Here is a 26,529-nt window from a genome sequence, read left to right on the forward strand (position 1 = left end):
TAATGAAGGCAATAGGGAAAAACGTTACGGTGTTTGACGTCTATGATCGGGCAAAGACCGGACCCAAAATGGATGAAAAAGATTGGGATTTCAAATTAATACCCCAGACCGCCCGAAAATTAAAAGATAAATACGGAATAAAAATGGACAAAAAAACAATGATTCCGGAGGACAAAGAACTTATCGAGAAGCTGTTTAAGGCAGGTTTGGAGATGCTGGTTGAGTGCGGCATTTATTGTATGGATACCGGACGGGTCATCAAGTACACAAAGGATGAGGTGCTCCATGCCATTAAAGCCGCACCGAACCATTTCACCTACGGTGAAGGTAGAGAAGCTATAAATGTGGTGCCTAGGAGTTATGATTCGCCGAAAGCTCCCGTTATTCAGGGCGGCCCCACCGGTTCTCCCTGTTCTGAGGAACTGTTCCTGGCAATCCACCAGTCCTATGCCCAAGAACGGATCATCGATACGATTGTTGATGGTGTGTTGCAGACTGTCATGGGTAAGGACCCGTCCCCCGGTTCTCCCTGGGAGATAATGGCTGTGCGTTCAGAGGCTTTACAAGTGCGTGAGGCACAGCTCAGAGCCGGACGCAAAGGCATGGGAACGTAGGGCAATGAGACATCATTAAGTGCCGCAGGGGTCATATCTGCTGACTTTGAAGGCGGCATGAGGCCATCTGATTCACATGAGGTTTCTCAGCTGAATGAGCTCAAAATCGACGTAGGTGCGTTGGTTGTTGGAGCACATTACGCTACAGCTGGTGTAAACGTAATGGTAGAACAGATGCCTATCTTCGGCGGATACGCAGGTGGCCTGGAAGAGACCACCATCGTTGATGTCGCTACAACTTTAAACTCATTTGTAATGTTACAGGCCACCTGGCATCTGGATGGGCCGGTGCATGTGCGCTGGGGCATAACAACGACGAGAGAGGCTCTTGCCGTTGCTGGTCACGCAGCTCGTGCCATTGAAGAGAATACCCATCTGATCTTGGGAAATCAGTATTACACATTAGCAGGTCCCTGCACAGTCATGTGCTTACTGGAGACGGCAGCTCAGGCTATTACGGATACAATCAGCGGACGAGAGATCTTGTCCGGTGTCGCAGCCGGTAAAGGTGTTGTCACCGACCTCTTTACAGCCATGGAAGCTCGATTCATGGGTGAAGTAGCACATGCTGTTGCGGGAATGGATCTTCATGAAGTAAACATTCTGTTGGACAAACTAGTTTCCATGTATGAAAAGGATTATAAAACGGCACCTGCGGGGAAAACCTTCCAGGAATGCTATGATGTAAAGAAACTGGTTCCCACCGAGGAATATATCCAGGTTTACGATGAAGCTGTTAAAATTATGACTGATTTAGGCCTGACATATTGGAATGACTAATTTCAATCAGGCATAACTACTATTACTGTATTAATCTGTCGGCAGTCTGTGGATTTCACGCTTATTGACACAGGGTGGTTCGTAAGTTCGATCTGCGGACTGTTGGCAGATGACTATTTGGAGGGTGGATCGTAGTGATCTTGCGGACTCTAAATCCGTACAGCCGGGTGCGACTCCGGGACTCTCCGCCATAATGCATTTTGGTATATAGGTGTCTGAAAGGTCTAAACATTCTGGTATGTCTCATGGAAGTATGTTTAGCACTTGCAGATTCCTATATTTTTTTGTTGAAAAATGGATCCATAGGTTTGGGGATGGCGCTTATGTTATGTTCGCTTGTTTTTCTGCCTTTTTGGCCAAAGTGTAAAGAGATACAGAAGGAAAAAGTTAAGCAGGAGGCTTACGGAATGCTTGAAACGATACTCAGAAAATGCCAGCGAGGAAATCAAATATCCTTCGAAGAAATTGTCTACCTATTGAGCCGGACGGATGAAAGTGAAATGGAACGGATTTTTGCGGTCGCAAGAAAGGTACGGCAAGGGGTATTCGGGAATAAAGTCTTTCTATATAGTTTCGTCTATTTTTCAACCTACTGTCAGAACAGCTGCACCTTTTGTTATTTCAGAAAAGAAAACCCCAATTCTCCACGGTATCGCAAAACATTGCCGGAAGTGGTTAACATAGCTGTGGAATTAAAGAAGTCCGGAGTGCATTTGATTGATTTGACCACGGGAGACGATAGGTTTTATACAGAACATCCGGAGAAACTGGCCTCAATTGTGAAAGCCGTAAAAGACGAAACCGGCCTGTCTATCATGGTATCCCCGGGAGTGCTGGACCAGCACGGTTTGGAGTTGATCGAGGGTGCGGGGGCCGATTGGTATGCGTTATATCAGGAGACACATCAAATACCCTTGTTTGAACAGCTGCGGCAAGGGCAAAGTTACGAAAAACGGATGATTGCCAAACGACATGCCCGAGATCTGGGGATGCTCATTGAGGAAGGCTTGCTGACCGGAATCGGAGACACGTTAGAGGACAGGGTTCATTCCTTTAGAGAGATGAAAAAACTGGGAGCAAGGCAAATAAGGACTATGACCTTTGTCCCGCAAGAGGGAGCACCCCTTGAAGGTGCGGAGAATCAGGGGTATCAAAACGAACTGATGAATATCGCGGTCATGAGGTTGCTATTCCCTGATGTATTGATCCCGGCATCCATGGATGTAGAAGGGTTGGGTGGCCTTGAAAAGCGATTGATGGCTGGGGCAAACATTGTGACCTCCATCATTCCGCCTAAGAAGGGGTTCGCGGGGGTTGCAAACTCTAAAAATGACATTGATGAGGGCTTCCGTACGGTAGCGGGGATTCAGAATACATTGAAGAAATGTAATTTAGAGAATGCCACAGCCCAGGAATATAGCCGTTGGGTTGCAGACAGAAGAACTATAGATAAGCATGCCGCCAGAAAATGTGCAGGCGATTTCATTGGCGGTTAAGGTGGGGATTTCATGATAAACATACTAGTCATCGGTGCGAAATTGCAAGGAGTTGAGGCAATATATCTGGCGAAAAAGGCCGGGTATCATGTTACAGCTTTGGATCACAATGGGGATGCTCCCGGCAGAGATCTGGCTGACGAATTTGTCAAAGCGGAGGTCTTTGATGAAGAAGGGATGCTTCCGCTGTTTTTGAAAGCGGATGTCGTGCTGCCGGCAATAGAGGATCATGAAGTCATTGCCAAAGTGGAGGAGTACGGAAGGAAAATGGGCACTAAAGTCATGTTTGATGTGAATGCGTACAATATTTCCCGTTCCAAACATCGCTCCCTTGAACTTTTTCAAAAAAACTGTCTGCCCATACCCGCAATATATCCGGATTGTGTCTTCCCTGTTATTTTAAAGCCGGACGGGGAAAGTGGCAGCAAGCATGTAAGGAAGGCTTATTGTCGTCGCGAGGTAGAAGAATACCTGGAAACCCATAAAAACATTCATACTGTCATTCAGGAATATGTGGAGGGCCCCTCTTATTCTCTGGAAGTGGTCGGAGACGGAAAACGTTTCTATTTTCCTCAGATTACAGAAGTTATAGTAGACGAGGACTATGACTGCAAACGAATCGTTGCTCCTGCCAATCTGGCAGGGCAGGAAAAGCAACAGATGCTGGAGATCGGTGAAAGGCTGGCGGAAATCCTGAAAATTAAGGGCATTTTCGACATTGAAGTTATCAGCCAGGCAGGAAAACTGAAAATACTAGAGATTGATGCCAGGCTGCCAAGCCAGACCCCCATCAGCGTATATCATTCAACGGGGATGAATATGGTGGAAATGATGACCGAGCTGGCATTAGGAAACCCCGAGAGCATCCGGATTCTTCCGGCAAAACAGGTTTGTCTGTACCAGCAGATACAGGTTTGGGACGGAAAAATTAAAGTCACGGGAGAACATATCATTGGGGCTTGCCGCCAATTGAAGATTCGCCAAAGATTCTTTGGATGCACAGAAGCCATCACCGACTATGAAGAAGGCAGCACTGACTGGAAAGGAATTATTATCGTTACCGGGGAAACCGAACAGCAAGCCCACGAAACATTTCTCATGTTTATTCAGCAATTGAAGAAAGGGTTGGGGATCGAGGACTGGGAGTTTATTGAATAATGAGAGGAGTACGGAGGTATGTCGAGACTGCTGGAATCTGATATTGATTTGATTGAAACTCAACTTCAGGATTATGAAGATCAGTTTATCAGTCAAACAGGCTATTCCATGGAGGAAATTGCTCAAAAAGCGGTGGGTTTAAGGGAAAATACAAAGAGAATCAAGACCGCCGTCATTTCCGTTACGAGCGGACTGGGCATTATCACCGGATTCTCACAAGCGGTGGGAGCCATTCTTCGTCACTGCCGGGTGGAAACCTTGATTGCGGAGAAAACGGACGTTGCCGGTCTCCAACAAGCCTATCGGTCAAAATGCGGCATCGCATTTCTTGCCGACGATTGCGTGTGCGCGGCCTTGGGGATTGGGAGTGCCGTGCACTCCGACAATGGCTGGGCCACGGGAAGGGGCTTTGCAGCGGCAATCATCGAGGCTATGAGAAAACAAGGAATAAATCCTCGGCAGGAACCCGTACTGATAATCGGAGCCGGCCCGGTGGGAGAAGCGGCGGCCCATTACATTGCTGAACAACATGCGATACCAGTAATCTGCGATTTGGACAATAACAAAGCAGCTTCCTTGGCAGCAACTTTGGAGCATTCCGCATGGATTTCTTCCCCTGCCCCAATCCATCAGTTCACCTATATCATCGATGCCGGTACGACAGGCGATTTTATTACGGGAGAAGACGTGACCGAAAAAACAATCATTGCGGCACCGGGTATGCCCTGCGGAGCGACAGCTGCAGCCAGAGAAAAAGCCACCGTAATACATAATCCATTGGAGCTTGGGATCATAACCATGTATTTTAATTGTATGAAACAGTTAGAGGGTTAAGATATGGACCAAAAGATAAAGGAAACCAAAAAACAAAAAGTCGTAAGGTATATCTATAAAAATCAGAAGCTATTCCAATTGATCAATAAGGTCAAACTATGGCCGTCCCGGTCCGGAACCCTTCACGGTGTAAAATCATTAGAAAACAGAGGTAAGACCATGGTGGTGACGACACACTGTGGAGAATCCTTTGTCGCGTGGGATTCGAAAAATAGCCGGAGCGCAAGATGGCTGCGCAATCGTTGGTGTAAAAATCCCTGTAAAAAGTGCAAGATCCCGGAATGGAAACTGACGAAATATTCCCAGACGGTATTTACGGATGCCAGAAAATAGGTGACGGTATGAGTATAGAATTTACGGAAACTCAAAAAAACCGATTGTCGGAGTTGGGCATGAAAAACCATATAATTCATTTAGATAAGGATCAGGGAAAGGAACTCGCGGAAAAGAATTTTAGAGACATGTGCGGGTATAACAGAGGAAAACCTGTAGCTGAGAGAATAATTGAAAGATCATTAAGAAGTTTGAATGATGTGTACCATCAGCTGGAAATCAAGGCTCTGATCTCAGAATACGAAAAAACTTGTGTTGAAGGAATTAATATGCTGCTGGACGGAAAACTGTTTGCTTGCAATGCTCTTGCTCAGATTCCCGCCGAGGAAATTGAGCGAATATACATCTACCTGTTAACAGTTGGAGAACTAAATTTGAGCGAAGCCAGTATCCTGAATCAAGTTTACTATGATATGTGGCAAAATGCATACATGGACGCCGGGCAGGAAATATTAAGACAATATTTGCAGGGATTGAGTTGCAATACAGACAGGTATGTTTCCGATAATTTTGGACCGGGTTTTTTCGGTATGGATATTTCACAGTTGGAGCAATTTTTTGCCATATTGGATGGCGAGAAAATCAGTTTAAAATTGCTGGACAGTGGTTTTATGTCGCCCATAAAGAGTTATGCTGGGTTCTTTCTGGTCACAAACAGTAAACAAAACTTCGTCGGAAATGATTGCGGGAACTGCTTATCCTCAGGGAAAACCTGTATGTATTGTAAGGCGGGAAGAAAGATGGCATAATAAGTTTATGCAACATATCCGGCGTCAATTTGCCAGGTACATTTAATAACATACTCAGTTACCTGATTCAATCGTTAAGCCAAAATACAATATTCAATAGTTCAAAACTATTGACTAGTAAAATTTTATCATATATTGTGATGGTAAGTTAATTCAAGAAAACCATCGTAGCTTTATGAATGACTTACTTTATGAATGGCTTATTAGTAAGGTATTTTCTCTGAGCAACGGCGCTCTTCCGGGGTAGGTTTAACCTATTTCCCAGAAGAGCGTCATTTTTTTCTCTGAGTCAGCTGGTTTGCAATGTGAAAAAATGATGAGGGTTTTTTCCGGTGGTATGCTACATTATCATGATTACAGGATTTATCCGATAGCTAACTGGCCACTAACCCCTCCGCTTCTTCAAGCGGCGGGTCGCTTCTCGCCATCCTTGGCTACAGCGACACTAGTCCCTCCATGGACGTCGGATAAGTGGCACTAAGGCTCCTGGATAACATCTTCTAAGGTTCAGGTGGGGTAAAAAACCCATCTGAACCAAGAATATTGTTAATATCCAGAATTGGAAAGAGAGGGATTTCCATGCTCTTGCTGGATAAAATTGGACCGTTTTTGTATGAACAGCTATTTGAGGCTTTACGGCAGAGTATTATACAAGGTGATCTCAAAACAAACGACGCTCTTAAGCCGATTCGTGTATTGTCGGAAGAACTGCACATCAGCATCAATACCGTGAGCAGGGCATATCAGCAGCTACTGGAGGAAGGATATATCCGGTCGGTTCAGGGAAGCGGCTATTATGTGGAGAACTTGTTAACTTTACCGAGATCGAGCGTGTTATATATAAAGGGACAAAAAGAAGTAGTAGGGGAGTCTATTGTTCCGCTGAAGTATGATTTCAATTATGAGAGCATTGAGTCAAGTTTTTTCCCGTGGACGAAGTGGAGAAAGTACATGCAGCACGCAATGTTGGAGGAATCCTGTTCCACGAAAATCACATATGAATGCAACAAAGGAAATGTAGAATTACGGAAAAGTCTGTGCGATTACATCAACAACAGCCGGGGGGTAAAATGCAGTTGGGAGCAAATCGTCATTTCCGCCGGCACACAATATGCTATGGATATTATTACCGAAATATTACATGAGAAAGTACATACAATAGGTGTGGAAAACCCCAGCTTTATTGGAATGCAAAGAATATTTACGAATAAAGGATATTCGATCAAAGAGCTACCCATGACCGATCTAGGGATCGATATTGATGTCCTAGAAAACTCCATGTGTCATCTACTTTACTTAACGCCATCCCATCAATTTCCTACCGGAGTCACTACATCCTTGCCAAAACGTTTGCAGGTTTTGGAATGGGCCCAAAAGAACCGCGCCTATATTATCGAAAATGATTATGACAATGAGTTTTTATATGGAGAAAAACCCCTTCCCTCTATTCAGTCTTTAAGCACTGGGCAGAATGTGATTTATTTGAGTACATTATCGAAGGTTCTCTCTCCGTCTCTTCGGTGTGCGTATTTTGTCCTCCCATACAAACTTATGGAAATATATGAAGATAAATACAAGTATTATTATTCGGCGCTTCCGACTTATTATCAGAAGGCACTGGCGTATTTTATCAGAGATGGGCATCTCGAAAAACATGTACGCAAAATGTCGCTGTCAAACAGAAAAAAATACGGAATATTTAACAAAGTGATAAAAGAACATCTTGCAGGTGTCGTTAAGATTTTCCCGGCACCGGCAGGTTCTCATACCTTGATACAAATTCCGGGATGCACGAGTCAAGAAGGCCTGATCACGAAGATGAGATTGAGAGGCTATGGAATTTATGGGACGAAAGACCATTGGCGGAACCAGCAAAAAGCATCGGAAAACATCTTCCTCTTTGGGTTTAATTCTATACCAGAAGAAGATCTAGAAGGAGCTTGCATTGAGTTTGCTTGTGCATTGAAAGAAATTATTAAAACATTAGAAATGTGATGGTACAGACGGAAAAAATAAAAAGAGATCGGAATTCAGAGTTCTTCTGTTTTGTTCCGGCAGATCTCCCAACTATCCTTATAAAGGACCGGGGCAAAATAAAGCCTCGGTCCTTTATAATTAAATGTCCTTTATAGTTAAATCATGTTCCTCTTTAATGGTAAATCTTTCAGTTTAAGAAAACATAGATAACGCTTTACATATCGCCAAAAAGTGATATCATATTAATATCGATATGAACTCAAGGAGGAAATTTAAATGATAGAAAAAAAAGCTTGGGCTGTCAATGGTTATCTTGCTCTGATTCTTATGCTTGCCCTGATGATCGGTGGAATTGCCTTAGTCGTCCAGAAGAATTTAGTTAGTATCCCTCTGATTATTATGTCTATTTTCCTGGCAACTGGAATTATTGTCGTTCAACCTAATAAGTCCTATGCCTTGGTCTTTTTTGGAAGCTATCTCGGAACACTCCGCGAACCTGGCCTATGGTTAAGTGTTCCATTAGCTATTCGCAAAGGAGTTTCTTTAAAGGTTCGAAATTTCAACAGCAAAACTCTAAAGGTCAATGACATTGAGGGTAATCCAGTTGAAATTGCTGCAGTCGTTGTCTTTCGGGTTGTTGATACCGCTAAAGCTGTCTTCGACGTTGAAAAATACGAACAATTTGTGGAGATTCAAAGCGAAACTGCCTTGCGACACGTAGCTACGCGTTACGCTTATGACAGCTATGAAGGTTCAGGTTTCTCGCTAAGAGGGAATCCAGAAGAAGTTTCAGCCGAATTAATGAGAGAACTCCAGCAACGACTTAAGCTTGCCGGTGTGGAAGTGACCGAAGCTCGCCTTACTCATTTAGCCTATGCTACTGAAATTGCAGGCGCAATGCTTCAACGTCAACAGGCTTCCGCCATCCTCTCTGCCCGCCAAATTATTGTCGAAGGTGCTGTCGGTATGGTTCAGATGGCTATTGAAAGAATGGAAAATGATGGTGTCGTAAAACTTGACGAAGAGCGCAAGGCCGCAATGATTAATAACCTGCTCGTTTCCATCGTTTCTGAACGTTCAAGCCAACCTGTCATTAATACCGGAACTATGTATTAATGTGAAAATTTGCTGCACTAAGCGATTTATACATTCCGACAGTACAAAGAATTAGCAGCTTGATATTGGATGTGGATAACTATGGCAACAAAAAAACAATTCCCCTTACGCCTTGATCCTAAACTTTATGTAGCCTTAGAACGCTGGGCAGCCGATGAATTTCGAAGTGCCAATGCACATATCGAATTTTTGCTCCGGGACGCAGTCCGACGGGCAGGACGTTTACAAGAGCATAGTAGCACTGAAGATTCCCAGACGTCAAAAGAGGTATAAGCCCAAACAAAAGAAGCTGGAGCGCCTAGCAGCGTTCCGGCTTCTTTTGTTTGGGCTTATACGGATATGATAATATGATACTAACTACTCTACATTGACAAGCTTCTGCATACTCAATTACCTAGGGAACACCCTACTTATTAACACTTTTTATTAAGCTTTGGTTTTTTACTTAGTATCGTCGAATACTTTATCTACAGTAGCACTTATAGTCTCCTTGCTTAATCCTAGACCCTCCGGCAGACCCTTTACGTCAATGTTAAGGTTCTTGGTTGTCTTAGCATCGAATGTGTTTGCCTTCATTACATCCATAAGGTCAAACCCAATCGTTTCCTTTAGTGACTCTGTTACTGCCTTAAGTGCTCCCACTGTGTATCTCGATACTTCAGATGTTCCATCTGAACCGCCGCCGCCACCAATGATTGTGATTTTATCAATTCTAGATAGAGGCTCCGCAACTGCTCTAGCGATTTCAGGAAGTTTCTCAATAACCATCTGGAGTTTACCAGCCTCGTCCATTTTTGCAAGTGCTTCAGCCTTCTCCGCGAGTGCATCAGCTTCCGCTAATCCCTTCGCCCTTATGGCACCGGCTTCCGCTTTACCCACAGCTTCAATGACACTAGCTTGAGCCTCACCCTCTAAGCGGAGTTTTTCCGCCTCGGCTTCCGCCGCTTTAACTTGCTCAAACTTTCTCCCTTCTGCCTCTAATAGTTGTTTTTGTCTAGCTGCTTCAGCAGGCTTAACAACTGTCTCTGATAGCTCAGCTTCTTTTCTCTCAGCCCTCTTCTTAGCAAGCTCAATGTTCTTTTCTTCAGTGATGATCAGTACCTGTACTTGTGCTTCAGCTACTTCTTTATCACGTTGTTTCTCAAGCACAAGTGCATCCATTTCAGTATTCTTAACTTCTTTAGATGTAATATTACTCTGAATCTGATAGGCAGCATCCGCTACGGCTTTCTGTGTTTCTTGGTCTCTTTTGTACGTGAGTATTTTTAACTCTTTATCTTTTTCTGCCTCAGCGATTTGAGCCTCTGCCCCCAGCTCTGCCTGTTTACCCAGTTTACGAGCCTCTGCCGTTTTAATTTGCTGTTCTCTAAGAGCGTCTGCCGTACGAATTTCACGTTCTTTAGCCGCTTCAGCTTCTGCAATAGCAGCCGATGATTTGACCTTTGCGATTTGTTCTTTACCTAGAGCCTCAATATATCCTTCATCATCCGTGATATCATTGATCGTAAATGATTTGAGCTCAAGACCCATTTCACCCAGTTCAGTTCCCGCTACCTGTTGTACTTTAGCTGAAAAACTTTCCCTATCATTGTAGATATCCTCTACACTCATGGATGATACAATTTCACGAAGCTTCCCTTTACATATTTCAGATGCCTGGGTTCTGATTGTCATTAAGGTTTGTTCTTCTTTTGCAGAATTAAACTGTTGCACAGCTGCTAAAATACTATTTTGATCATTTTTAACCTTAATTACAACGATGCCCTCTGCATTAAGTGGTACCCCTAATGCCGTCTTAGTTTGTCTGATTTCTACCGGAAACATAATGTTCTCTAGTGTGATGACATCCATTCTCTGTATAATCGGGATTACCATAGTACCACCACCAGTAACTACCTTAGGCTTGCCTAACCCTACAATTACAGCCGCTTTGTCTGATGGTATTTTTTTCCAAGTACTCAATACCGCCACGATGATCAAAATAAGACCTAACAAAATTATCCCTACAACCCCAAAGACCGAACTAAACATTAAATCTACCTCCACTTCATTTGTCTATTCATATAACGGATGCACATAATAAATATTTGCATCTTTATCAACCCCAGTGATTACAACTTCTGTTCCTTGGTCTATCCTCCCAGTATCGTCAAGCTTATAGAAATCACATACCCTAGCCCTGTAGGATATGGAGGCTCCTGTACTATCCAAAACGGATACAACACCATCACTGTCCTTTGTAATCCTCAACGTTAATTTCCCTACTGCCCCTACTATATCATCACTCGTTATTGCTAAAGGATTATTACGTTTTAACTTAACTATCACATATTTGTATAACACTATATAGGCTACAAATGATACTAACGCTAACAACGCAATAATTACTACTGTGAATACCGTATTGATCATGTATGGCGCAAACAATCTTCCGAGTGACCCGAAAACAATCAATGCAAAACAAGTCGACATTAAATTGAATGGTACGAGTCCATCAAAATCATGATTTGTATCCAAGTCAAAATCCACATCGAGTATTGACCCGAATACACCTGTTAACAGACTTAGTATTGGTACAGCAAACCCCGTTACTAAACATATATTGAATAGGATTGTCATGGTATCAATATTCAAGGCACCTCCTCTTCCCTTATAAACGTTTTCGTCTATTATTTGTGTTTCGACTTATCGAAAAAGCAAAACCAAATAATGCCCTTTATTTATCTGTGGCTGGCATTTTTTGATAGGATGGAGCCAAAGTTCATGTTTCTACTGTATCAATTCTAAGCTAATCAACTATCACTCAAACTGATGTCTAGCCAATTGTAACTGTCATCCCAATCTTTTACAATTGGTAATTCGTGTAAAATATTACTTGGTAATCGTAATATGTTACAATCATCTTATTAAACATAGAATTCAATACTTTTCCTAATTATTCCTGCTATAAATACAAATTATTATAAAAAATACCAGAGCTTTAAACAAAGTCCCTGGCGAATACAAATACTAAATCATGCTTGTTAATAAATAATATACCTACTTACGATAATATTTGGATTCTATCTGTTGTAGCCCGGAACAAAAAGCTGGTCCACCTAACGGCGTTCCAGCTTTTTAATAATCCCTACTTTGCCTCGGCAACCCCAAAAGCAAAAGCTTTCTGGTTTAATTCCAGCAGCTTAGCTGGGATTCTTGCCTCAAGTGCATTTTGCCAAGAATCCTCAGGGAAATCCATGTATTGAGAGAGAACTCCCATTAGCACAACGTTCGTGGCTTTGGCATTGCCAGCTTCGGAAGCTAATTTTAATCCGTCCAATCCAATACAACGCCCTACTCGCTCTTTAAGGTCACTAAGAATATTTTCGGGGTAAGTTGATGCTCCGATGAGTACGGTTAAAGGTACAATTTTTTGAGTATTAACGATCATGACGCCGTCCTTTTTTAAGAAGTGAGCCCACCGATAAGCTTCTAACTGCTCAAAGGCCACGATAAAGTCTGCTTCTCCCGGTTCGATGACCGGAGAATATACGCCTTCTCCCATTCGGACTTGAGTTACTACTGATCCGCCCCGTTGAGCCATACCGTGGATCTCTGACATTTTAACTTCATAACCCTCAGCAATAGCGACATGAGTTAAAACTTTGGAGGCCAAAATTGTTCCTTGGCCACCGACTCCCACAAGTAAAACATTAATAATTTTAGGCATTAAGATCACCGGCCTTTCGCAAGGCATTGAATTTACAGACATTAATACACACTCCACACCCTGTACATTGGGCTTGGTCAACTTGGGCTGTTTTGTTTTCCTGATCAAAGGAGATTGCTGGACATCCCAACTTCAAGCACATTTTACACCCGTTGCAGTCTTGGACTTGGAGTGGTTTTTCAGTGTTTTTGATAATAAGGGCACATGGACGCCGGGCAATGATCACTGAGGGTTCGGGAACGGCAACTTCAGTCTTGATAGTCTCCTTAACACTTGCCAAGTCAAAAGGATCAACCTCAGTAATTCGCTTTACTCCCAAGGCCTTACATAAGGCAACAAAGTCGACTTGAGGAGCTGGCTGACCCATGAGAGTCTTACCTGTAGAAGGGTTTTCCTGGTGTCCTGTCATGGCGGTGATAGAGTTGTCCAGTATGATCGTAGTTAGATTTGCTCCATTATAAACTACATCCATTAGGCCGGTAATGCCTGAGTGCAGAAAAGTTGAGTCGCCAATTACAGCGACCATATTTTCTGCCATTTCCGGATGGGCCTTAATCATTCCTAAGCCTGCAGATATTGACGCCCCCATGCAGATAGTAGTATCCATGGCTTCAAGTGGAGCCATGGCTCCCAGAGTGTAACAGCCAATATCACCGGAAACAATGAGTTTAAGTTGTTTCAGGGTAAAAAACATTCCGCGGTGTGGGCAACCGGGGCACATGACAGGTGGACGAATCGGAGAGTCAAAAGCAGGGGCCACCGTTATCCCGAGTTGGCCGCTGATCTTTTCTGATACCATACGAACGGAGAGTTCACCATAAGGAGGGAAGAGTTCTTTCCCTATAACATTGATTCCTAAAAGACGGACTTCCTTTTCCATATAAGGTTCTAATTCCTCGACAACATAAAGCTTATCTACCTTTGCAGCAAACTCTTTGATTAATCCAGACGGTAAGGGATTGGTTAATCCTAATTTGAGGATGGACGCCGCGGGAAGAGCTTCTTTGACATATTGATACGAAATTCCCGAAGTGATGATACCAATAGTCAGGTCTTGCAGTTCCATATAATTGACAGCTACCCTTTCGGTATAGGCTGCTAGTTTATACATCCTTTCTTCGACCACTAAACGTCGGGCGCGTCCATTTGCCGGAAGCATGACGTACTTACGCGGGTTCCGTTCAAAGGTTCTAACTTGTCGTTCTTGAGGATCCTTCAGCTCTACTAAACTTTGGGAATGCGCTATGCGAGTTGTGATTCGTATCATAACCGGAGTATCAAAGGCTTCGGAAATATCCATCGCTAAGCCAACCATGTCCTTAGCCTCCTGGGAGTTCGAGGGTTCTAGCAAAGGTATCTTAGCAAACGCCGCATATAGTCTATTGTCCTGCTCGTTTTGTGAGGAGTGCATTCCAGGATCATCAGCTGATACCAAGACTAAGCCGGCGCGCGTTCCTGTATAAGCCACTGTGAAAAGGGGATCGGCGGCTACATTAACGCCAACCATTTTCATGGCAACAATAGCGCGAGCGCCGGCAATAGCTGCCCCAATTCCTACTTCCATCGCTACCTTCTCATTTGGCGACCACTGACTGTAAACTTCTGGGTATTTCGCAATATTTTCGAGGATTTCCGTGCTTGGTGTACCAGGATAGGCTGCAGCAACGCTGACACCATATTCGTAGACACCCCGAGCAATTGCCTCATTGCCTGTCATTAATGTTTTCATGCCTTCTCTAGTCTCCCCCCTTAGTGGAAATGATCAAAATTGTACTAAACCTTGTCCATGTAAGCATTTTAACTCAGATAACAAAAAAATGTAAGAGGCCAGATTAATCTCAATAAGATAATGGTTCAATTTAGGGTATTGTTCGACTTAAAGCAGCCATAGTCAAGGCCATAAACTTGCTTCTTGGAGTGTCACTCCTTGATGTCAGTACAATAGGAACCTGAGCTCCAAGGATAATCCCTGCCATTGTCGCCCCGGCAAAATAAACCATCGATTTCCCTAAGACGTTGCCCACTTCTATGGTAGGAGTCAAGAACAAATCCACCTCGCCATTAATCTGACTGCTAATCCCTTTATGTTTCAAGGCAACTGCACTTAATGCTCCATCGAGAGCCAGTGGACCTTCTACAATTGCCCCCGAAAATTTCCCTGCTCGGCTCATCTCAGCTAGTGCCTGAGCATCCATGGTCGCCGGCATTTTTGAATCCACCATCTCGTTGGCTGCCAAGACAATTACATTTACCAAATCCATTCCTATACCCTGCAAATATAATAAGCTATTTTCTAGTATCTCCTTCTTCTGAACTAAGCTAGGCGCAATATTCATCCCTCCGTCGGTAACAAACAATAACCGTGAAAACCCTGGAACTTGAAAGGCTGCCAAGTGACTAAGTAAACGCCCAGTTCGAAGTCCTCGTTCTGAGCGAAGTACAGCGCGTAAAAAATCCGAACTGTTGATAAGCCCCTTCATCAAGAAATGTGCTTTTCCATCAACGATGAAGTCAACTGCCCTGTTTGCCGCCTCCAATGCATTTGGCTCATCAACCAACTCGACACGTTCCAAACTGAATTTAATTTCAACCGCCAGTCGTTTGATTTGTTCAACATCGCCTATCAGAACAGGGATAATTAGTTCTTCTCTCACCGCTAATTTGATAGCTTCCATGACTTCTTTATCTGCGGCCGCGGCTACGGCAACCTTTGTCTTGCCTAAACTCTTTGCTCTGTCGAATAAAGCATCAAACCCGCTAAAGCGCATTCTATACACCCCATTTTCATTACCCTGTAATAATTTATCCGATGACTACAGCGACACTCGGTCGTTCATGGCCGTCGAGAGATAAATGCCGCTAAGTCTCTAGATAAGTTCAGCTAAACTCCGCCTGAAGTAAGTTTCATTTATAAGTTAATGCTTGTTCTTCGCCATTTAGGACTCGCAACGCACCAAGAGCTAAGGCTTCCATTTCCTCTTCTCCGGGAATCACAGTAACTGAGGAAATAAAAGACACTCTTCGAATAATTTCTCGAGTGATGAACTCTGAATAAGCAAGCCCTCCGGTTAAGACGATTTGATCAACCTCACCCGCCAGCACCGTGGCCATTGCACCGATTTCTTTAGCAACTTGATAACATAAGCCTTCTAATACCAGCTTGGCATAGGAGTCTCCTTCATCCATACGTTTCTCAACCTCTCGAGCATCTTTTGTCCCGAGATAGGCGAACAAACCGCCTTCTTTAAGAATTTTTGTGTTCATTTCCTTCTCTGAATACTTCCCGGAATAGCATAGTTTGACTAGTTGTGAACAAGGCAAGGTTCCACACCGTTCAACAGAATACGGTCCTTCATTATTGGCATTATTCACATCAATCATTTTTCCTTTGCGATGGGGTGATACAGAAATTCCTCCGCCTAAATGGGCAACAATCAGATTCGCCTCATGATAAGCTTTTCCCAGCATACGAGAGGCCTTACGAGCGACGGCCTTCATGTTCAAAGCATGAGATTGGCTTAGCCGAGCTAACTCCGGAAATCCTGAAAACCTAGCTACCGGTTCCATTTCATCAACGGAAACGGGATCGACTATATAGACAGGAACATTAATCCTCTGTCCTAAGTGAAACGCAATAATACCCCCTAAATTAGAAGCATGCTCTCCACTAGTCGCGTTTTTTAAGCTATCAACAAGATATTGATCAACTAAGTAAGTGCCTCCAACAAGAGGTTTCAGCATACCTCCTCGGCCAACTATTCCATCAAAGGATTCCACTGGAATTCCCTTTTCTTTTAATAATTTTAAAATGTGCTCAATTCGATATTCATATTGGTCACTTACGTGTGAGAATGTTTGGATCTCACTGGCAGGATGGTCAATTCCAGATTTCCAAAGACAAGTTTTATTCTCATAAACTGCAATTTTCGTGGATGTTGACCCCGGATTTATAGCAAGTACTTTCAAGTATTATCCCCCTATTTAAATCCATTTGTCGATATATCAATAACAAACTGTTTAATTATATCATAAAATCAAAACTTCAATTAAGCCCTTATACAAATACGGGTTTAAAATCAAGCCCAAACATCTAAGTCGATTACTTAAATAAATATTATCTTCGAATCGAACCAATACAATTACTCGAGTGAACTCGTTCAGCTTAAGCTGAACATCGGGGCTTCGGTAGAGGATTCTTACCCCCACCGAAGTGGAAATCCGAAGGGGATCTAACGAAACTTGTTTTCCGGTTTATTACATCTCCACTCTATTTGCAATCCCCTGATATATTAGAGGACTGTTCACCACTTCAAAGGTGTACAGTCCTCTATTTTGGGATAACCCACCACCAGCTTGAAAAAATCTCAAGTTTCGTTACGGCCCCTCTCGGAATTGATAAATACTTTCAAGTAACGCCAATTATTCTTTCCTATACAGAAGAGATGCCTTATTTTTCATGGTTATCTCTAAGGATTTCAAGGCAAAAAAAGCGTTCTTGCGCTGATACTATATCACGCAGGAAACGCCTTCCTTTCAAGTACTATAAGTTGAGCCCCTTCAAATATCCACATCCAAAGTTGATTTAATTGTTAAGGAGCAATAACACGCCGAGCCCCAAGATAACGTTTAGCCCAATAAGAACTAGTCATGTCATCGTAGGAAACCCCGCCAGAAGACGAATGTATCATGGTGTTATTTCCGACGTAAATTCCAACGTGGGAAGCTCCTGAAGAATATGTGGCAAAAAACACTAAATCGCCTGGCTTTAAATCTGATTTCGAAATCGAAATTCCATTTTTAAACTGTTGTTCTGAAGTTCTACTCAGTGATATGCCACTGTTACGGTATACATATTGCACATATCCCGAACAATCAAAACCCGGTGAGGGGGTTGTTCCGCCCCAAACATACTTTATTCCTAAAAATTGAGAAGCATAGTTTAGTACTTGTTTTGCTCCGCCCGAAACAGTGACCGTACCAACGACTCCCCCTCCGCCCGATGATGTTCCTGGGGAATTCTTCTCTTTTTCTGCATATTCAGCTTCAAGCTTTTCCTGTTCAATTAATTGTTGTATTCGGTTAACCTTTGCTTTAGCCGATAAGGAAGCATTAAGGGCTGCTTTTTCTTCTTTGCTCAATTGATCAAGTACGGCTTGCTGTTTATATAGAACTTGTTGCACAGCTTGCTGTGTTTCGGTCTTACCCTCAATTGAAGCCTGAATGGCTACCTTCTTTTCTTCGATAAGTCCCATTTGACTATTCATGGTCTCTTTCAACTTAATAATTTCCTCTTGAAGCTTACCGTGATTACTGACAATCATCTGAATCTTGTCCGCCCGATCAATAAAATCCGATAAGCTGGTAGCTTCAAACAAGACAGCCAAGTATGTAGTCACTCCATCTTCATAGTTACTTCTTAAGACTTGTCCTAAGGCTTTAATGTGTTCCTGACGTTTTGTCTCTAGCTTTTGTTGCTGATCTTCCAAATCTTTAAGATTCTTTTGTTCCTCCGTGAGTTTTGCTTGTTCCCGATCAATACTGTCATTTAAAACCTCAACGGATTGTTTTAAGGCCATAACCTCCGTCGTTGCACTGGCAACTTTTTCTTGTTGAGCCTTCAAAACCCCATTTAACTGATTGGCTTGTTGTTGAGATTGATTTAATTGCTGCTGTAAGTTGTCTGCCCGCGCAGGCATCGATGACGCCACTAACAGGAAGACTCCGATAATGCTGATTAAGGTTGTTTTATGCAGAGAGTTTATCCTTTTCATTTAACTTAAACCCCTTAAAAATACTTTAGTTATAATTTCGCCAAAACTCGTTAAATTCCTTGTTTGCTCAGGAATTAATTTGCCAATTTTTTCACTTATCTCCTGTTCTCCAAGGGTTTTTGGCAAACAAAAAACCTTAACACATTGAAAACGTGCATGGTGTTCTTTTATCGCGGTTAAAACATGAACTTAATCTTTTGTTGGGACCTTTTAATCCGGGCTTATTTTATAGGTAGATTGAGCATCCAGAGTGCAAAGTGAAGTTTGGGGTTCTTTTGCTCCTGTTTCCCCCACTTGCCATTGTGCTAACCCAACAATTTCGTCGAATTCGGTCATTTGATTCCAATAGCGTTTCGGCATAAAAGTCATTCGACACCGGGGGTTATTCCTGCCTTCAATGGCAATTGTTTTGTAGAATTGTTTCCATAAACGGCGGTATTCAAGCTCTGCGGAATCAACATCCGGCAAGGTTAGCTCTTCGACAAAAATCAGCTCTGCTTTTTGTGATTGAAAAATCAAGGCCATACCATGGGTTTTATCATAAATCATAAACCTATCATTGCGGTAACGATCACAGAAATGCGGTGACAAAAGGGGAAGAACATAGTTTTTGGGTTCAATAACCGCTACAAGTGCTTCACCGTAGACGGAAAACCGCACAAACCCTTTGAACTTATGACATTCTGACGTCAAGTGGCGTACTGCCTTTTGGAGGGAAGAAACCGTATCATCGGTGAGCATCATCATAACCTTGCCTCCATGCTTAAACCCCAAACGCAAGAAACGAAAGATTAGCACTTCTTTGTGGGGATCACATGTTAAAAAACCCAGCTTAACTAACTCCTGGGCTTGAGAAGATATCTTCATAGGAATCGAATTATAAACCCTGTCCGCCTTCTGTTCGTCTGTTTCAATCCATTTCGCCCTATCAAAAAGAGTCTCTTGAACACTAGGGGGGCGAATAATGTTGGGAATTTCCTTTCGTTGGTAGCTTTCAAAGACGCAACACATTAGTCCCTCAAAGCTGCCGTCATAAGCATAGATTAAATCTGTCCCGTCAAGCATTGTTGCACATCCTCCCTAGTAATGAGGGGTTCGTTAAAAAATGATAGTTGCTCAGGGTATGGTGACGGGAGCTTATACTGATCCGCCATCAACGCTCTAATAGTTCCATCAGATGTTACTTTCAGACCGTCTATGATCTTTCCCTTACAGGTTATAAAGTACTGCGCGCGTTTCAGTACAACACCAATCTTCTTAAGGCCCGAAAAATCAATGGGACCACTTCTCCTGGCCGTAAGAATACGCTGGGCACTGGTCACGCCAATTCCCGGCACTCGTAACAGCATCTCAAAAGGCGCTTTATTAATCTCTAACGGAAATTTCTCCAAATGGTTGAGCGCCCAATTGCACTTAGGATCTACTTGTAAATTGAAATTGGGATTTTGCTCATCAAGCAATTCTTTAGCTTCAAAACCGTAGAACCTTAGCAACCAATCAGCTTGGTAAAGCCGATGCTCTCGTAAGAGAGGCGGTTTTGTATCCATAGAAGGCAACAAGGAATTCTCCGCGACTGGCATGTAGGCAGAGAAGAAAACCCTTTTAAGATGGTATTTTTTGTACAGCCCTTCGGTAAGAGTTAATATTTTATGGTCAGTATCGGGTGTTGCCCCCACTATAAGTTGTGTACTCTGACCAGCAGGCACAAATTTGGAAGCATGTCGGTATTTCACAAGATCCGTACAATTTTCCTGGATCTTAGCAGTAATCAGTCCCATCGGACGCAGTATTGATTCCTTGGTTTTGTTTGGAGCTAAAAGCGTCAAACTCTCCTGAGAAGGCAACTCAATGTTAATACTCATCCGATCGGCTAAAAGTCCTAAGCGTGTTATAAGCTCGCTATCTGCTCCGGGAATAGCCTTGACATGAATATAGCCGTTAAAGTGGTAAACACTGCGCAATAATTCAAGCGCTTTAATTAATTGCTCAGTCGTATGGTTGGGACTTTTAATCACTCCGGAGCTTAGAAATAGTCCCTCAATGTAATTTCTGCGGTAGAAATTAATCGTAAGTTCTGCTAATTCATGGGGTGTAAATGCTACTCTTACAATATCATTTGACACACGATTGACACAGTATTTGCAATCAAAGATGCAGACATTAGTCATGAGTACTTTCAATAAGGATATGCACCGTCCATCCGCTGAAAAGCTGTGACATATTCCCGCTTTGGCAGCACTTCCGATACTGCCAAATTTCCCTTTCCTATCCACACCGCTAGAGGTGCAAGCCACATCATATTTAGCTGAATCAGACAAGATTGTAAGCTTATTATAGACATCTATGATCAACACCCCCTGACAATAATACTATAATACGAAACATATGTTCTTGTCAAAGGGAACTAAAAGCCGGGAATTGAAGCTAAAGTAATTCCCGGCTTTCGATTTCGTTCATAATAGACTGCTCTCCCCAGAAATGGAGATCTTCAAGATTCTAAGCATGAATAAAGATTCTTCTTGAATTTTATATCAGCGAGGTACTAAAATACCTTTCAACTCTGTCAGGCAAAACAGTCACTATGTTTTTATCCGCACCAAACTTTTGAGCCATTTTGATAGAAGCCCAAACATTAGCACCTGAAGAAGTCCCTACCAGAATACCTTGAACTCTGGCCAGATCTCTGGCAGTACTAATTGCATCGTCATCTGTAACTTCAATTACTTCATCAATGAGATTTACATCGAGCACTTTCGGGATGAAACCGTCACCAATTCCTTGAATCTTATGTAATCCCGGCTCATGACCCAGAAGTGCAGAAACATTTTTAGGTTCTACTGCAATTATTTTAGCCTTTGGATTTCTTTCTTTAATAAATCTTCCCACTCCTGCCAAAGTCCCTCCGCTGCCCAGCCCAGAAACGAAAATATCTACTTTGCCCTCCATTTGTTCCCAGATTTCCGAAGCTGTCGTAAGGTAATGAATTTGAGGGTTATCGGGATTTTCAAACTGCTGAGGAACAAAAATATTGGGATCTTTTGCTTTTTGTCGTTCAACTTCCAAAACTGATCCCCCAATACTTTCTTCCGCTTTAGTCAATATTAGCTCTGCACCTAATGCCAATATGATCTTTTTTCTTTCATCGCTCATATTTTCCGGCATAACAATGACTACCCTATATCCTTTTTGAACACCGACTAAAGCAATGCCTATCCCCGTATTACCAGAAGTAGGTTCAATTATTGTCATACCGGACTTCAAAACCCCTCTAGTTTCCGCCTGTTCAATCATATGTTTGGCAACTCTGTCTTTAATACTTCCACCAGGGTTTAGATATTCTGCCTTAGCGAAGATGTTTAACGCTGTTAGTTTCTTCAGACTAACCATTGGGGTATCCCCAATAATATCCAGAACAGCTTCAATTATCATCATATCTACTCCTTCATTTTATTCAAATTAATCTTACAATCATTTCAATATATTCTCAATACCCTTGTCCTGGTATTAACAGGTTCTTCCACTTTAAACCCAGAAGCTCCAAATGGCGACCACGTTTCTTTTAGACATGAAAAAGCTCCCCCGAGGGGGAGTATATAGCGCTGATCGTCTTTTTCTCGTCAATCTAAAATACACTCGAGTTTGTTATGATTTTACATATAAACCAATAAGCGCAGAAATAGTACTGCCCTTACTAAATAATATGTTCCTCATTGTTTGTACAGAGGTTCCTGATATTGAATGTATTGCTCTCTGCCTTTTAATTCATTAAGAGCTGAATCAAACACATTTCGAAAATAATTCATTTCATTCGGTGTAATAATCAGCTTAAATAAAGGTTTCATTTTTTTCAATACACCTGTTTGTTGTTTAACACTTACCATCGAAAGGATGTGACTCAGGAACTTCATGACAAAGTATAGCTCAAGCAAAAAAACTACCTCGTTAGAAGATAGTTTTTTTCTGCTTTTCCCAGCGTCACACATGACAGCTTCCAGTGACGAACACTTTAGCGCCGCAGGATGATTAATCGACGAGCCACATCCACCACCATGCAGTTTATGCATGAGGAAGAGAATTAACTACCCAGTATTTGTTCTGCGCAAAGCACTCCGTCCACCGCAGCCGATATGATCCCTCCAGAATATCCCGCTCCCTCTCCGCAGGGGTAAAGACCTTTAAAGCCAATGGCTTCTAAGCTCTCCCCTCTTGTTATGCGCACGGGAGAAGAGCTGCGAGTTTCGGCCCCCGTCAGCAATGCATCCGGGTAGGCAAAGCCAGGCATCCAGTCCCCCATCTCTAAGATACCTTGACGCAGCGAATCTGTGATATATTCCGGCAAAAAGGAATCCAACACGGCGAACTCAGTCCCCGGAAGATAGGTAGGGAGTACATCCCCGAATGCCGTTGTTTTGCGCTTTTGGAGAAAATCTTCCAACCTTTGTACCGGTGCTTTATACCCTCCGCCGCCCGCTGTAAATGCTGCTGCCTCTATCCTGCGCTGAAAAGCGCAACCCGCAAGTGGATGTTCGCTCCCGAATTCTTCCTTCTCGACGGTTACTAAAAGTGCGGTATTGGCATTTCTACCGTCCCGAGCGAATTCGCTCATTCCATTCGTTGTCAGACCGTTTTCCTCTGAAGTTGCCGCAACTACAGTCCCCCCTGGGCACATGCAGAAAGTATATACGCCCCTTCCGTTTTGCAGATGCACGACCATTTTGTAATCAGCTGCGCCAAGCTCAGGGTGTCCGGCGAAGTCGCCGTACTGAATTTTATCTATCATCTCTTGGGAATGTTCAACACGTACTCCCACCGCAAAGGATTTTTGCTCCATATAAACACCGCAATTCAGCAAGCTCTCAAATGTATCACGTGCGCTATGTCCGATGGCCAGAACAACATTGTCTGTAGAAACTTCGGTTATATTACCCTCTTCTTCAAAACGCACACCTGTTACCTTTGCGTCCTTGAACAGTATTTCTTTTACGGTCGCCTTAAAGCGCACCTCGCCCCCCAAGCGTATCACTTGCTCCCTAATTCCCTTAACAGTTTCCTTCAAACGGTCAGTACCGATATGCGGCTTGCTTAGATACATAATTTCAGGCGGCGCACCGGCCTGCACAAGTTCGCTGAGCACCTTCATCTTACGTGGATTTTTCTGTCCGATTTTCAACTTACCGTCTGAAAAGGCACCTGCCCCTCCCTCACCGAACTGCACATTAGTTTGAGTATCAAGAATACCGGTCCTCCAAAACTTTAATACCTTTCTCTTGCGGCTATCTACGTCGAGGCCCCGCTCTAGCAGAATGGGTCTTGCTCCTGCTTGGGCCAGAATCAATGCTGCGAACATCCCTGCCGGGCCGCATCCGATAACCACAGGACGCTCTTTAAGTTTTCTATCCTTTGGAACAGTATAATTCAACTCGTTTTCTTTGGAGATAAATTTGTCCTTGTTCATTGAAATCACTTCGTTTTCATCTCCTGAAACACATACGACAACGGTCATGTCAAAATGAACGTCCTGTTTGTTGCGAGCATTTACCGTTCGTTTTACAATACTGATGCGCTCTATACGGCTATGCTCAATATTCAACCTTTTTGCCACAATGTCTTCTAATATTTTTAAATCATAGGTAAGCACAACTTTTAAGCCAGTAATTTTAATCAATTGGTTTCTCCTCACAGATTTAGTTGATGTCTTCAAAGAAAACTGCACGCGCCCAAGTCTTCAGGCCAGACGGTCGCGTTAGTTGAACTTGCGTGTTTGCCATGGCTCGAAGAGAGATAGTTCTATAGTTATAAAAATGTTTCGCTCCAAAGTATTTTTCGGGTAAGTTCTAAATAATCGCCTTCATAGACAAAATCTTTGGTGGAAATTAAGACCGCAATACCGTGTACCAAACCCCAACAGGCTAATACTAACGCATTCAAGTCAGTGATACAGCCTGCATCATTGCTTTGATTTTCCGATTGGTAGCGCACAATAGTATTATAGAATGTCCCGAAAGGCTGCACGTTATCTTTAAGGATTTCACAATTTTCATTATTCAAATGTTTTTTTAAGTCGCTTCGAAACAGCAACCGTAAATATTCCGGATTTTCAACAAAAAACTTAACATAGGTATAGCCCATTTCTTTGATTTGGCTTTTAATGTCGTTCGGATAGCTATTAATTGCTTCCTGAAGGCTCGAGTTAAATCTATGCTCAGCCTTAAGCGTAATCGCAATGATCAAATCATCCTTGTTTCTAAAATGCCTGTACGGCGCAGTATGACTTACACCGCAAGCTTTTGCCACTTTGCGCAGTGAAAAATTTTCATATCCTTCTTCATCCAAAAGCTTTAAACCATTCTTAATCAATTCCGATTTTAAATTTTCGTGGTGATAACTCTCATTTACCAAGGGGTTATACTTCCTCTCCAAAAACATACTATTATTATACCACAAAACAATAGTATGTTTACATCGTAAACATAGTGTGTTATTGTAATGTTGACATCGTAAACATTGTTGGGATTGAGGAGTGAGTTAAATGAAAGCCCTATTGATTTCGGATAAGGAGTTTCAAACTAAAACCTATCAGAATCTGAAAAGTCTCCTGGAAAATTTTCTAAATACCCAGGGTTTGGAAATTAAGATATTCGAGGTTGGAACGGATGACCTGGCCTTTTGCATGGGCTGCTTTGGTTGCTGGATCAAAAAACCTGGGGAATGTGTTATTAACGACAAAATGGCCCAAATCAACCGAAACGTTATGACCAGCGACGTGGTCATTTATCTAAACCCCATAATCTTTGGACAGTTCAGTGCAAATATTAAAAATGTTATCGACAGATACTTGCCCAATATGTTGCCGTTTTTTGAAATAAGACCAGATGGTTCAACGATGCATCCGCCCAGGTATGACACATACCCCAAGTCAGTTATTATTGGCTACGGTAGCATAATTTCCGAAGATGATAAACAGCTTTTTATTGACATTACAAAAAAACATCGCAGAAATATAGAGGTTATCATCTACGATGAAACACCTGAAACCATGATTGAGGCATTGACTAAAATGGAGCTTGGAAGGGTGGGTAATCTATTATGAAAAATATCGTTTTAATCAGTGCCAGTCCTAAGATGAAAGATCAATCTGTCTCTAAGAAACTCCTAGAAATGGTTGGCAACCGAATTGACGCAAATGCCTTCAATAAAACATTTATAGACGTCAGACAATGCATTTCACACCATCAATTGCTTGAGGCTTTCGAAACACTTTCAAAGGCTGACGTTATTATTATTTCATTTCCTCTCTACTTTTTTTGTCTGCCGGGTATTTTAACACGATTCTTACAAGATTACTATGGTTATTCTACTGAAAACAAAGGGGTAAGAAACATAGTCAAAGTGTATGCTATTATTAACTGCGGGTTTCCCGAACCAGAGTTGAACCTTGAGGCTGTCAGAGTAATCAAGAGTTTCAGTCAACATATCAATGCCGAATTTTGTTTCGGCCTGCTGATCGGAGCAGGCCCCATGATGTTTGCCGCTAAGGATGCACCTTTTATGAAAAAACCTATCCAAAAGCTCAATAATGCTTTTTCAACAATTGCAGAAACCCTAAACCATGAGCACGTTACAAGGACGGATAATATCTATATTGGCCTCAATTTCACGTTTTCCAGACAACTTTTCATGTTCTTTGGCAACAGAAGCTGGGTTACAATGGCTCGAAAAAGCGGATTGAAAAAAAGGGATCTTTACAAGCAACCTTATTGTTAAAATGTATCTTGCCCCTAGAACGAAAAGCGGATGAGCTTTTCGCCACACTGCGACTCGTGACGCAAACTCCAGCAATGTGGATCCCGAACGGGTGGAACCCCGAACCCAAGTATCTTAAGTTACAGTATAAACACACAGAGAGACTATCTCGTTAGAGATAGTCTCTCTGTGTGTTACCTGGCGATGACCTACTTTCCCAGGAGCTATGCTCCAAGTATCCTTGGCCCT

The 26,529-nt window shown here is 42.6% G+C and carries 23 protein-coding genes and 1 pseudogene; 11 read left to right on the top strand and 13 right to left on the bottom strand.

Annotation, left to right across the window (positions count from 1 at the left end; genetic code table 11):
* Positions 1-2 precede the first annotated feature (2 nt).
* The 9 genes and pseudogenes from LJE72_RS10365 (at position 3) to LJE72_RS10405 (ending at position 9,330) form a co-directional block, all read left to right on the top strand.
* Positions 3-1,394: pseudogene (locus LJE72_RS10365) on the top strand (monomethylamine:corrinoid methyltransferase).
* A 407-nt stretch (positions 1,395-1,801) separates the two neighbouring features.
* Positions 1,802-2,890 (top strand): methylornithine synthase PylB, encoded by a 1,089-nt coding sequence (gene pylB, locus LJE72_RS10370; protein WP_229247509.1) that lies wholly within the window; start codon positions 1,802-1,804, stop codon positions 2,888-2,890.
* 12 nt (positions 2,891-2,902) lie between these two features.
* Positions 2,903-4,048 carry a 3-methylornithine--L-lysine ligase PylC gene (pylC, locus tag LJE72_RS10375; RefSeq protein WP_229247510.1) on the top strand — a complete coding sequence of 382 codons (1,146 nt, stop codon included), beginning with the start codon at positions 2,903-2,905 and terminating at the stop codon, positions 4,046-4,048.
* Positions 4,049-4,066: 18 nt separating this feature from the next.
* Positions 4,067-4,882 (top strand): 3-methylornithyl-N6-L-lysine dehydrogenase PylD, encoded by an 816-nt coding sequence (gene pylD, locus LJE72_RS10380; protein ID WP_229247511.1) that lies wholly within the window; start codon positions 4,067-4,069, stop codon positions 4,880-4,882.
* A gap of 3 nt (positions 4,883-4,885) precedes the next feature.
* On the top strand, positions 4,886-5,215 hold the full coding sequence (pylSn, locus tag LJE72_RS10385; RefSeq protein ID WP_229247512.1) for a pyrrolysine--tRNA(Pyl) ligase small subunit: 330 nt from the start codon (positions 4,886-4,888) through the stop codon (positions 5,213-5,215).
* An 8-nt stretch (positions 5,216-5,223) separates the two neighbouring features.
* Positions 5,224-5,964, top strand: a complete 741-nt coding sequence (locus LJE72_RS10390) for a vitamin B12 dependent methionine synthase (RefSeq protein WP_229247513.1) — start codon at positions 5,224-5,226, stop codon at positions 5,962-5,964.
* 579 nt (positions 5,965-6,543) lie between these two features.
* Positions 6,544-7,959, top strand: coding sequence for a MocR-like pyridoxine biosynthesis transcription factor PdxR (gene pdxR / locus LJE72_RS10395; RefSeq protein ID WP_229247514.1), 1,416 nt, complete (start codon positions 6,544-6,546; stop codon positions 7,957-7,959).
* 258 nt (positions 7,960-8,217) lie between these two features.
* Entirely contained in the window at positions 8,218-9,057 is an 840-nt protein-coding gene (locus LJE72_RS10400) for an SPFH domain-containing protein (protein ID WP_229247515.1), read from the top strand.
* Positions 9,058-9,138: 81 nt separating this feature from the next.
* Complete coding sequence (locus LJE72_RS10405) at positions 9,139-9,330, top strand: hypothetical protein (protein WP_073033619.1); 192 nt, start codon at positions 9,139-9,141, stop codon at positions 9,328-9,330.
* A gap of 168 nt (positions 9,331-9,498) precedes the next feature.
* Here the strand turns inward: LJE72_RS10405 and LJE72_RS10410 are convergent, their stop codons facing one another.
* The 13 genes from LJE72_RS10410 to LJE72_RS10470 all read right to left on the bottom strand — a co-directional run bounded on the left by LJE72_RS10410 (position 9,499) and on the right by LJE72_RS10470 (position 24,936).
* The gene (locus tag LJE72_RS10410; RefSeq protein WP_229247516.1) at positions 9,499-11,088 is read right to left on the bottom strand and encodes a flotillin family protein; all 1,590 of its coding nucleotides are present in this window, start codon (positions 11,086-11,088) and stop codon (positions 9,499-9,501) included.
* Positions 11,089-11,112: 24 nt separating this feature from the next.
* Entirely contained in the window at positions 11,113-11,691 is a 579-nt protein-coding gene (locus LJE72_RS10415; RefSeq protein WP_229247517.1) for a hypothetical protein, read from the bottom strand.
* 493 nt (positions 11,692-12,184) lie between these two features.
* Positions 12,185-12,766 (bottom strand): indolepyruvate oxidoreductase subunit beta, encoded by a 582-nt coding sequence (locus LJE72_RS10420; RefSeq protein WP_229247531.1) that lies wholly within the window; start codon positions 12,764-12,766, stop codon positions 12,185-12,187.
* Positions 12,759-14,495: an indolepyruvate ferredoxin oxidoreductase subunit alpha gene (iorA, locus tag LJE72_RS10425; protein WP_229247518.1), complete on the bottom strand. Its 1,737-nt coding sequence runs from the start codon at positions 14,493-14,495 to the stop codon at positions 12,759-12,761. The genes LJE72_RS10420 and iorA overlap by 8 nt, the downstream gene beginning before the upstream one ends.
* A 130-nt stretch (positions 14,496-14,625) precedes the next feature.
* Positions 14,626-15,534, bottom strand: a complete 909-nt coding sequence (locus tag LJE72_RS10430; RefSeq protein ID WP_229247519.1) for a bifunctional enoyl-CoA hydratase/phosphate acetyltransferase — start codon at positions 15,532-15,534, stop codon at positions 14,626-14,628.
* A 136-nt stretch (positions 15,535-15,670) separates the two neighbouring features.
* Positions 15,671-16,732: a butyrate kinase gene (gene buk, locus LJE72_RS10435; RefSeq protein WP_229247520.1), complete on the bottom strand. Its 1,062-nt coding sequence runs from the start codon at positions 16,730-16,732 to the stop codon at positions 15,671-15,673.
* Positions 16,733-17,355: 623 nt separating this feature from the next.
* Positions 17,356-18,537: a C40 family peptidase gene (locus tag LJE72_RS10440; protein ID WP_229247521.1), complete on the bottom strand. Its 1,182-nt coding sequence runs from the start codon at positions 18,535-18,537 to the stop codon at positions 17,356-17,358.
* Between the two features lie 210 nt (positions 18,538-18,747).
* A complete protein-coding gene (locus LJE72_RS10445) occupies positions 18,748-19,602 on the bottom strand; it encodes a TIGR03915 family putative DNA repair protein (RefSeq protein WP_229247522.1) in 855 nt (284 codons plus the stop codon).
* A complete protein-coding gene (locus LJE72_RS10450) occupies positions 19,581-20,882 on the bottom strand; it encodes a putative DNA modification/repair radical SAM protein (RefSeq protein ID WP_229247532.1) in 1,302 nt (433 codons plus the stop codon). Before LJE72_RS10450 ends, LJE72_RS10445 begins: the two co-directional genes overlap by 22 nt.
* 181 nt (positions 20,883-21,063) lie before the next feature.
* The gene (cysK, locus tag LJE72_RS10455) at positions 21,064-21,966 is read right to left on the bottom strand and encodes a cysteine synthase A (RefSeq protein ID WP_282437890.1); all 903 of its coding nucleotides are present in this window, start codon (positions 21,964-21,966) and stop codon (positions 21,064-21,066) included.
* 278 nt (positions 21,967-22,244) lie between these two features.
* The gene (locus LJE72_RS10460; RefSeq protein ID WP_229247524.1) at positions 22,245-22,466 is read right to left on the bottom strand and encodes a hypothetical protein; all 222 of its coding nucleotides are present in this window, start codon (positions 22,464-22,466) and stop codon (positions 22,245-22,247) included.
* Positions 22,467-22,612: 146 nt separating this feature from the next.
* Positions 22,613-24,202 (bottom strand): NAD(P)/FAD-dependent oxidoreductase, encoded by a 1,590-nt coding sequence (locus LJE72_RS10465; RefSeq protein WP_229247525.1) that lies wholly within the window; start codon positions 24,200-24,202, stop codon positions 22,613-22,615.
* 128 nt (positions 24,203-24,330) lie between these two features.
* Complete coding sequence (locus tag LJE72_RS10470; protein WP_229247526.1) at positions 24,331-24,936, bottom strand: TetR/AcrR family transcriptional regulator; 606 nt, start codon at positions 24,934-24,936, stop codon at positions 24,331-24,333.
* A 130-nt stretch (positions 24,937-25,066) separates the two neighbouring features.
* Between LJE72_RS10470 and LJE72_RS10475 the strand changes: the two genes are divergently transcribed.
* Both LJE72_RS10475 and LJE72_RS10480 read left to right on the top strand, forming a co-directional pair.
* Positions 25,067-25,627 (top strand): NAD(P)H-dependent oxidoreductase, encoded by a 561-nt coding sequence (locus tag LJE72_RS10475; RefSeq protein WP_229247527.1) that lies wholly within the window; start codon positions 25,067-25,069, stop codon positions 25,625-25,627.
* On the top strand, positions 25,624-26,301 hold the full coding sequence (locus LJE72_RS10480) for an NAD(P)H-dependent oxidoreductase (protein ID WP_229247528.1): 678 nt from the start codon (positions 25,624-25,626) through the stop codon (positions 26,299-26,301). The genes LJE72_RS10475 and LJE72_RS10480 overlap by 4 nt, the downstream gene beginning before the upstream one ends.
* The last annotated feature ends 228 nt before the right edge of the window (positions 26,302-26,529 follow it).

Source organism: Desulfosporosinus shakirovi, assembly GCF_020595055.1.
GTDB lineage: Bacteria > Bacillota > Desulfitobacteriia > Desulfitobacteriales > Desulfitobacteriaceae > Desulfosporosinus > Desulfosporosinus shakirovi.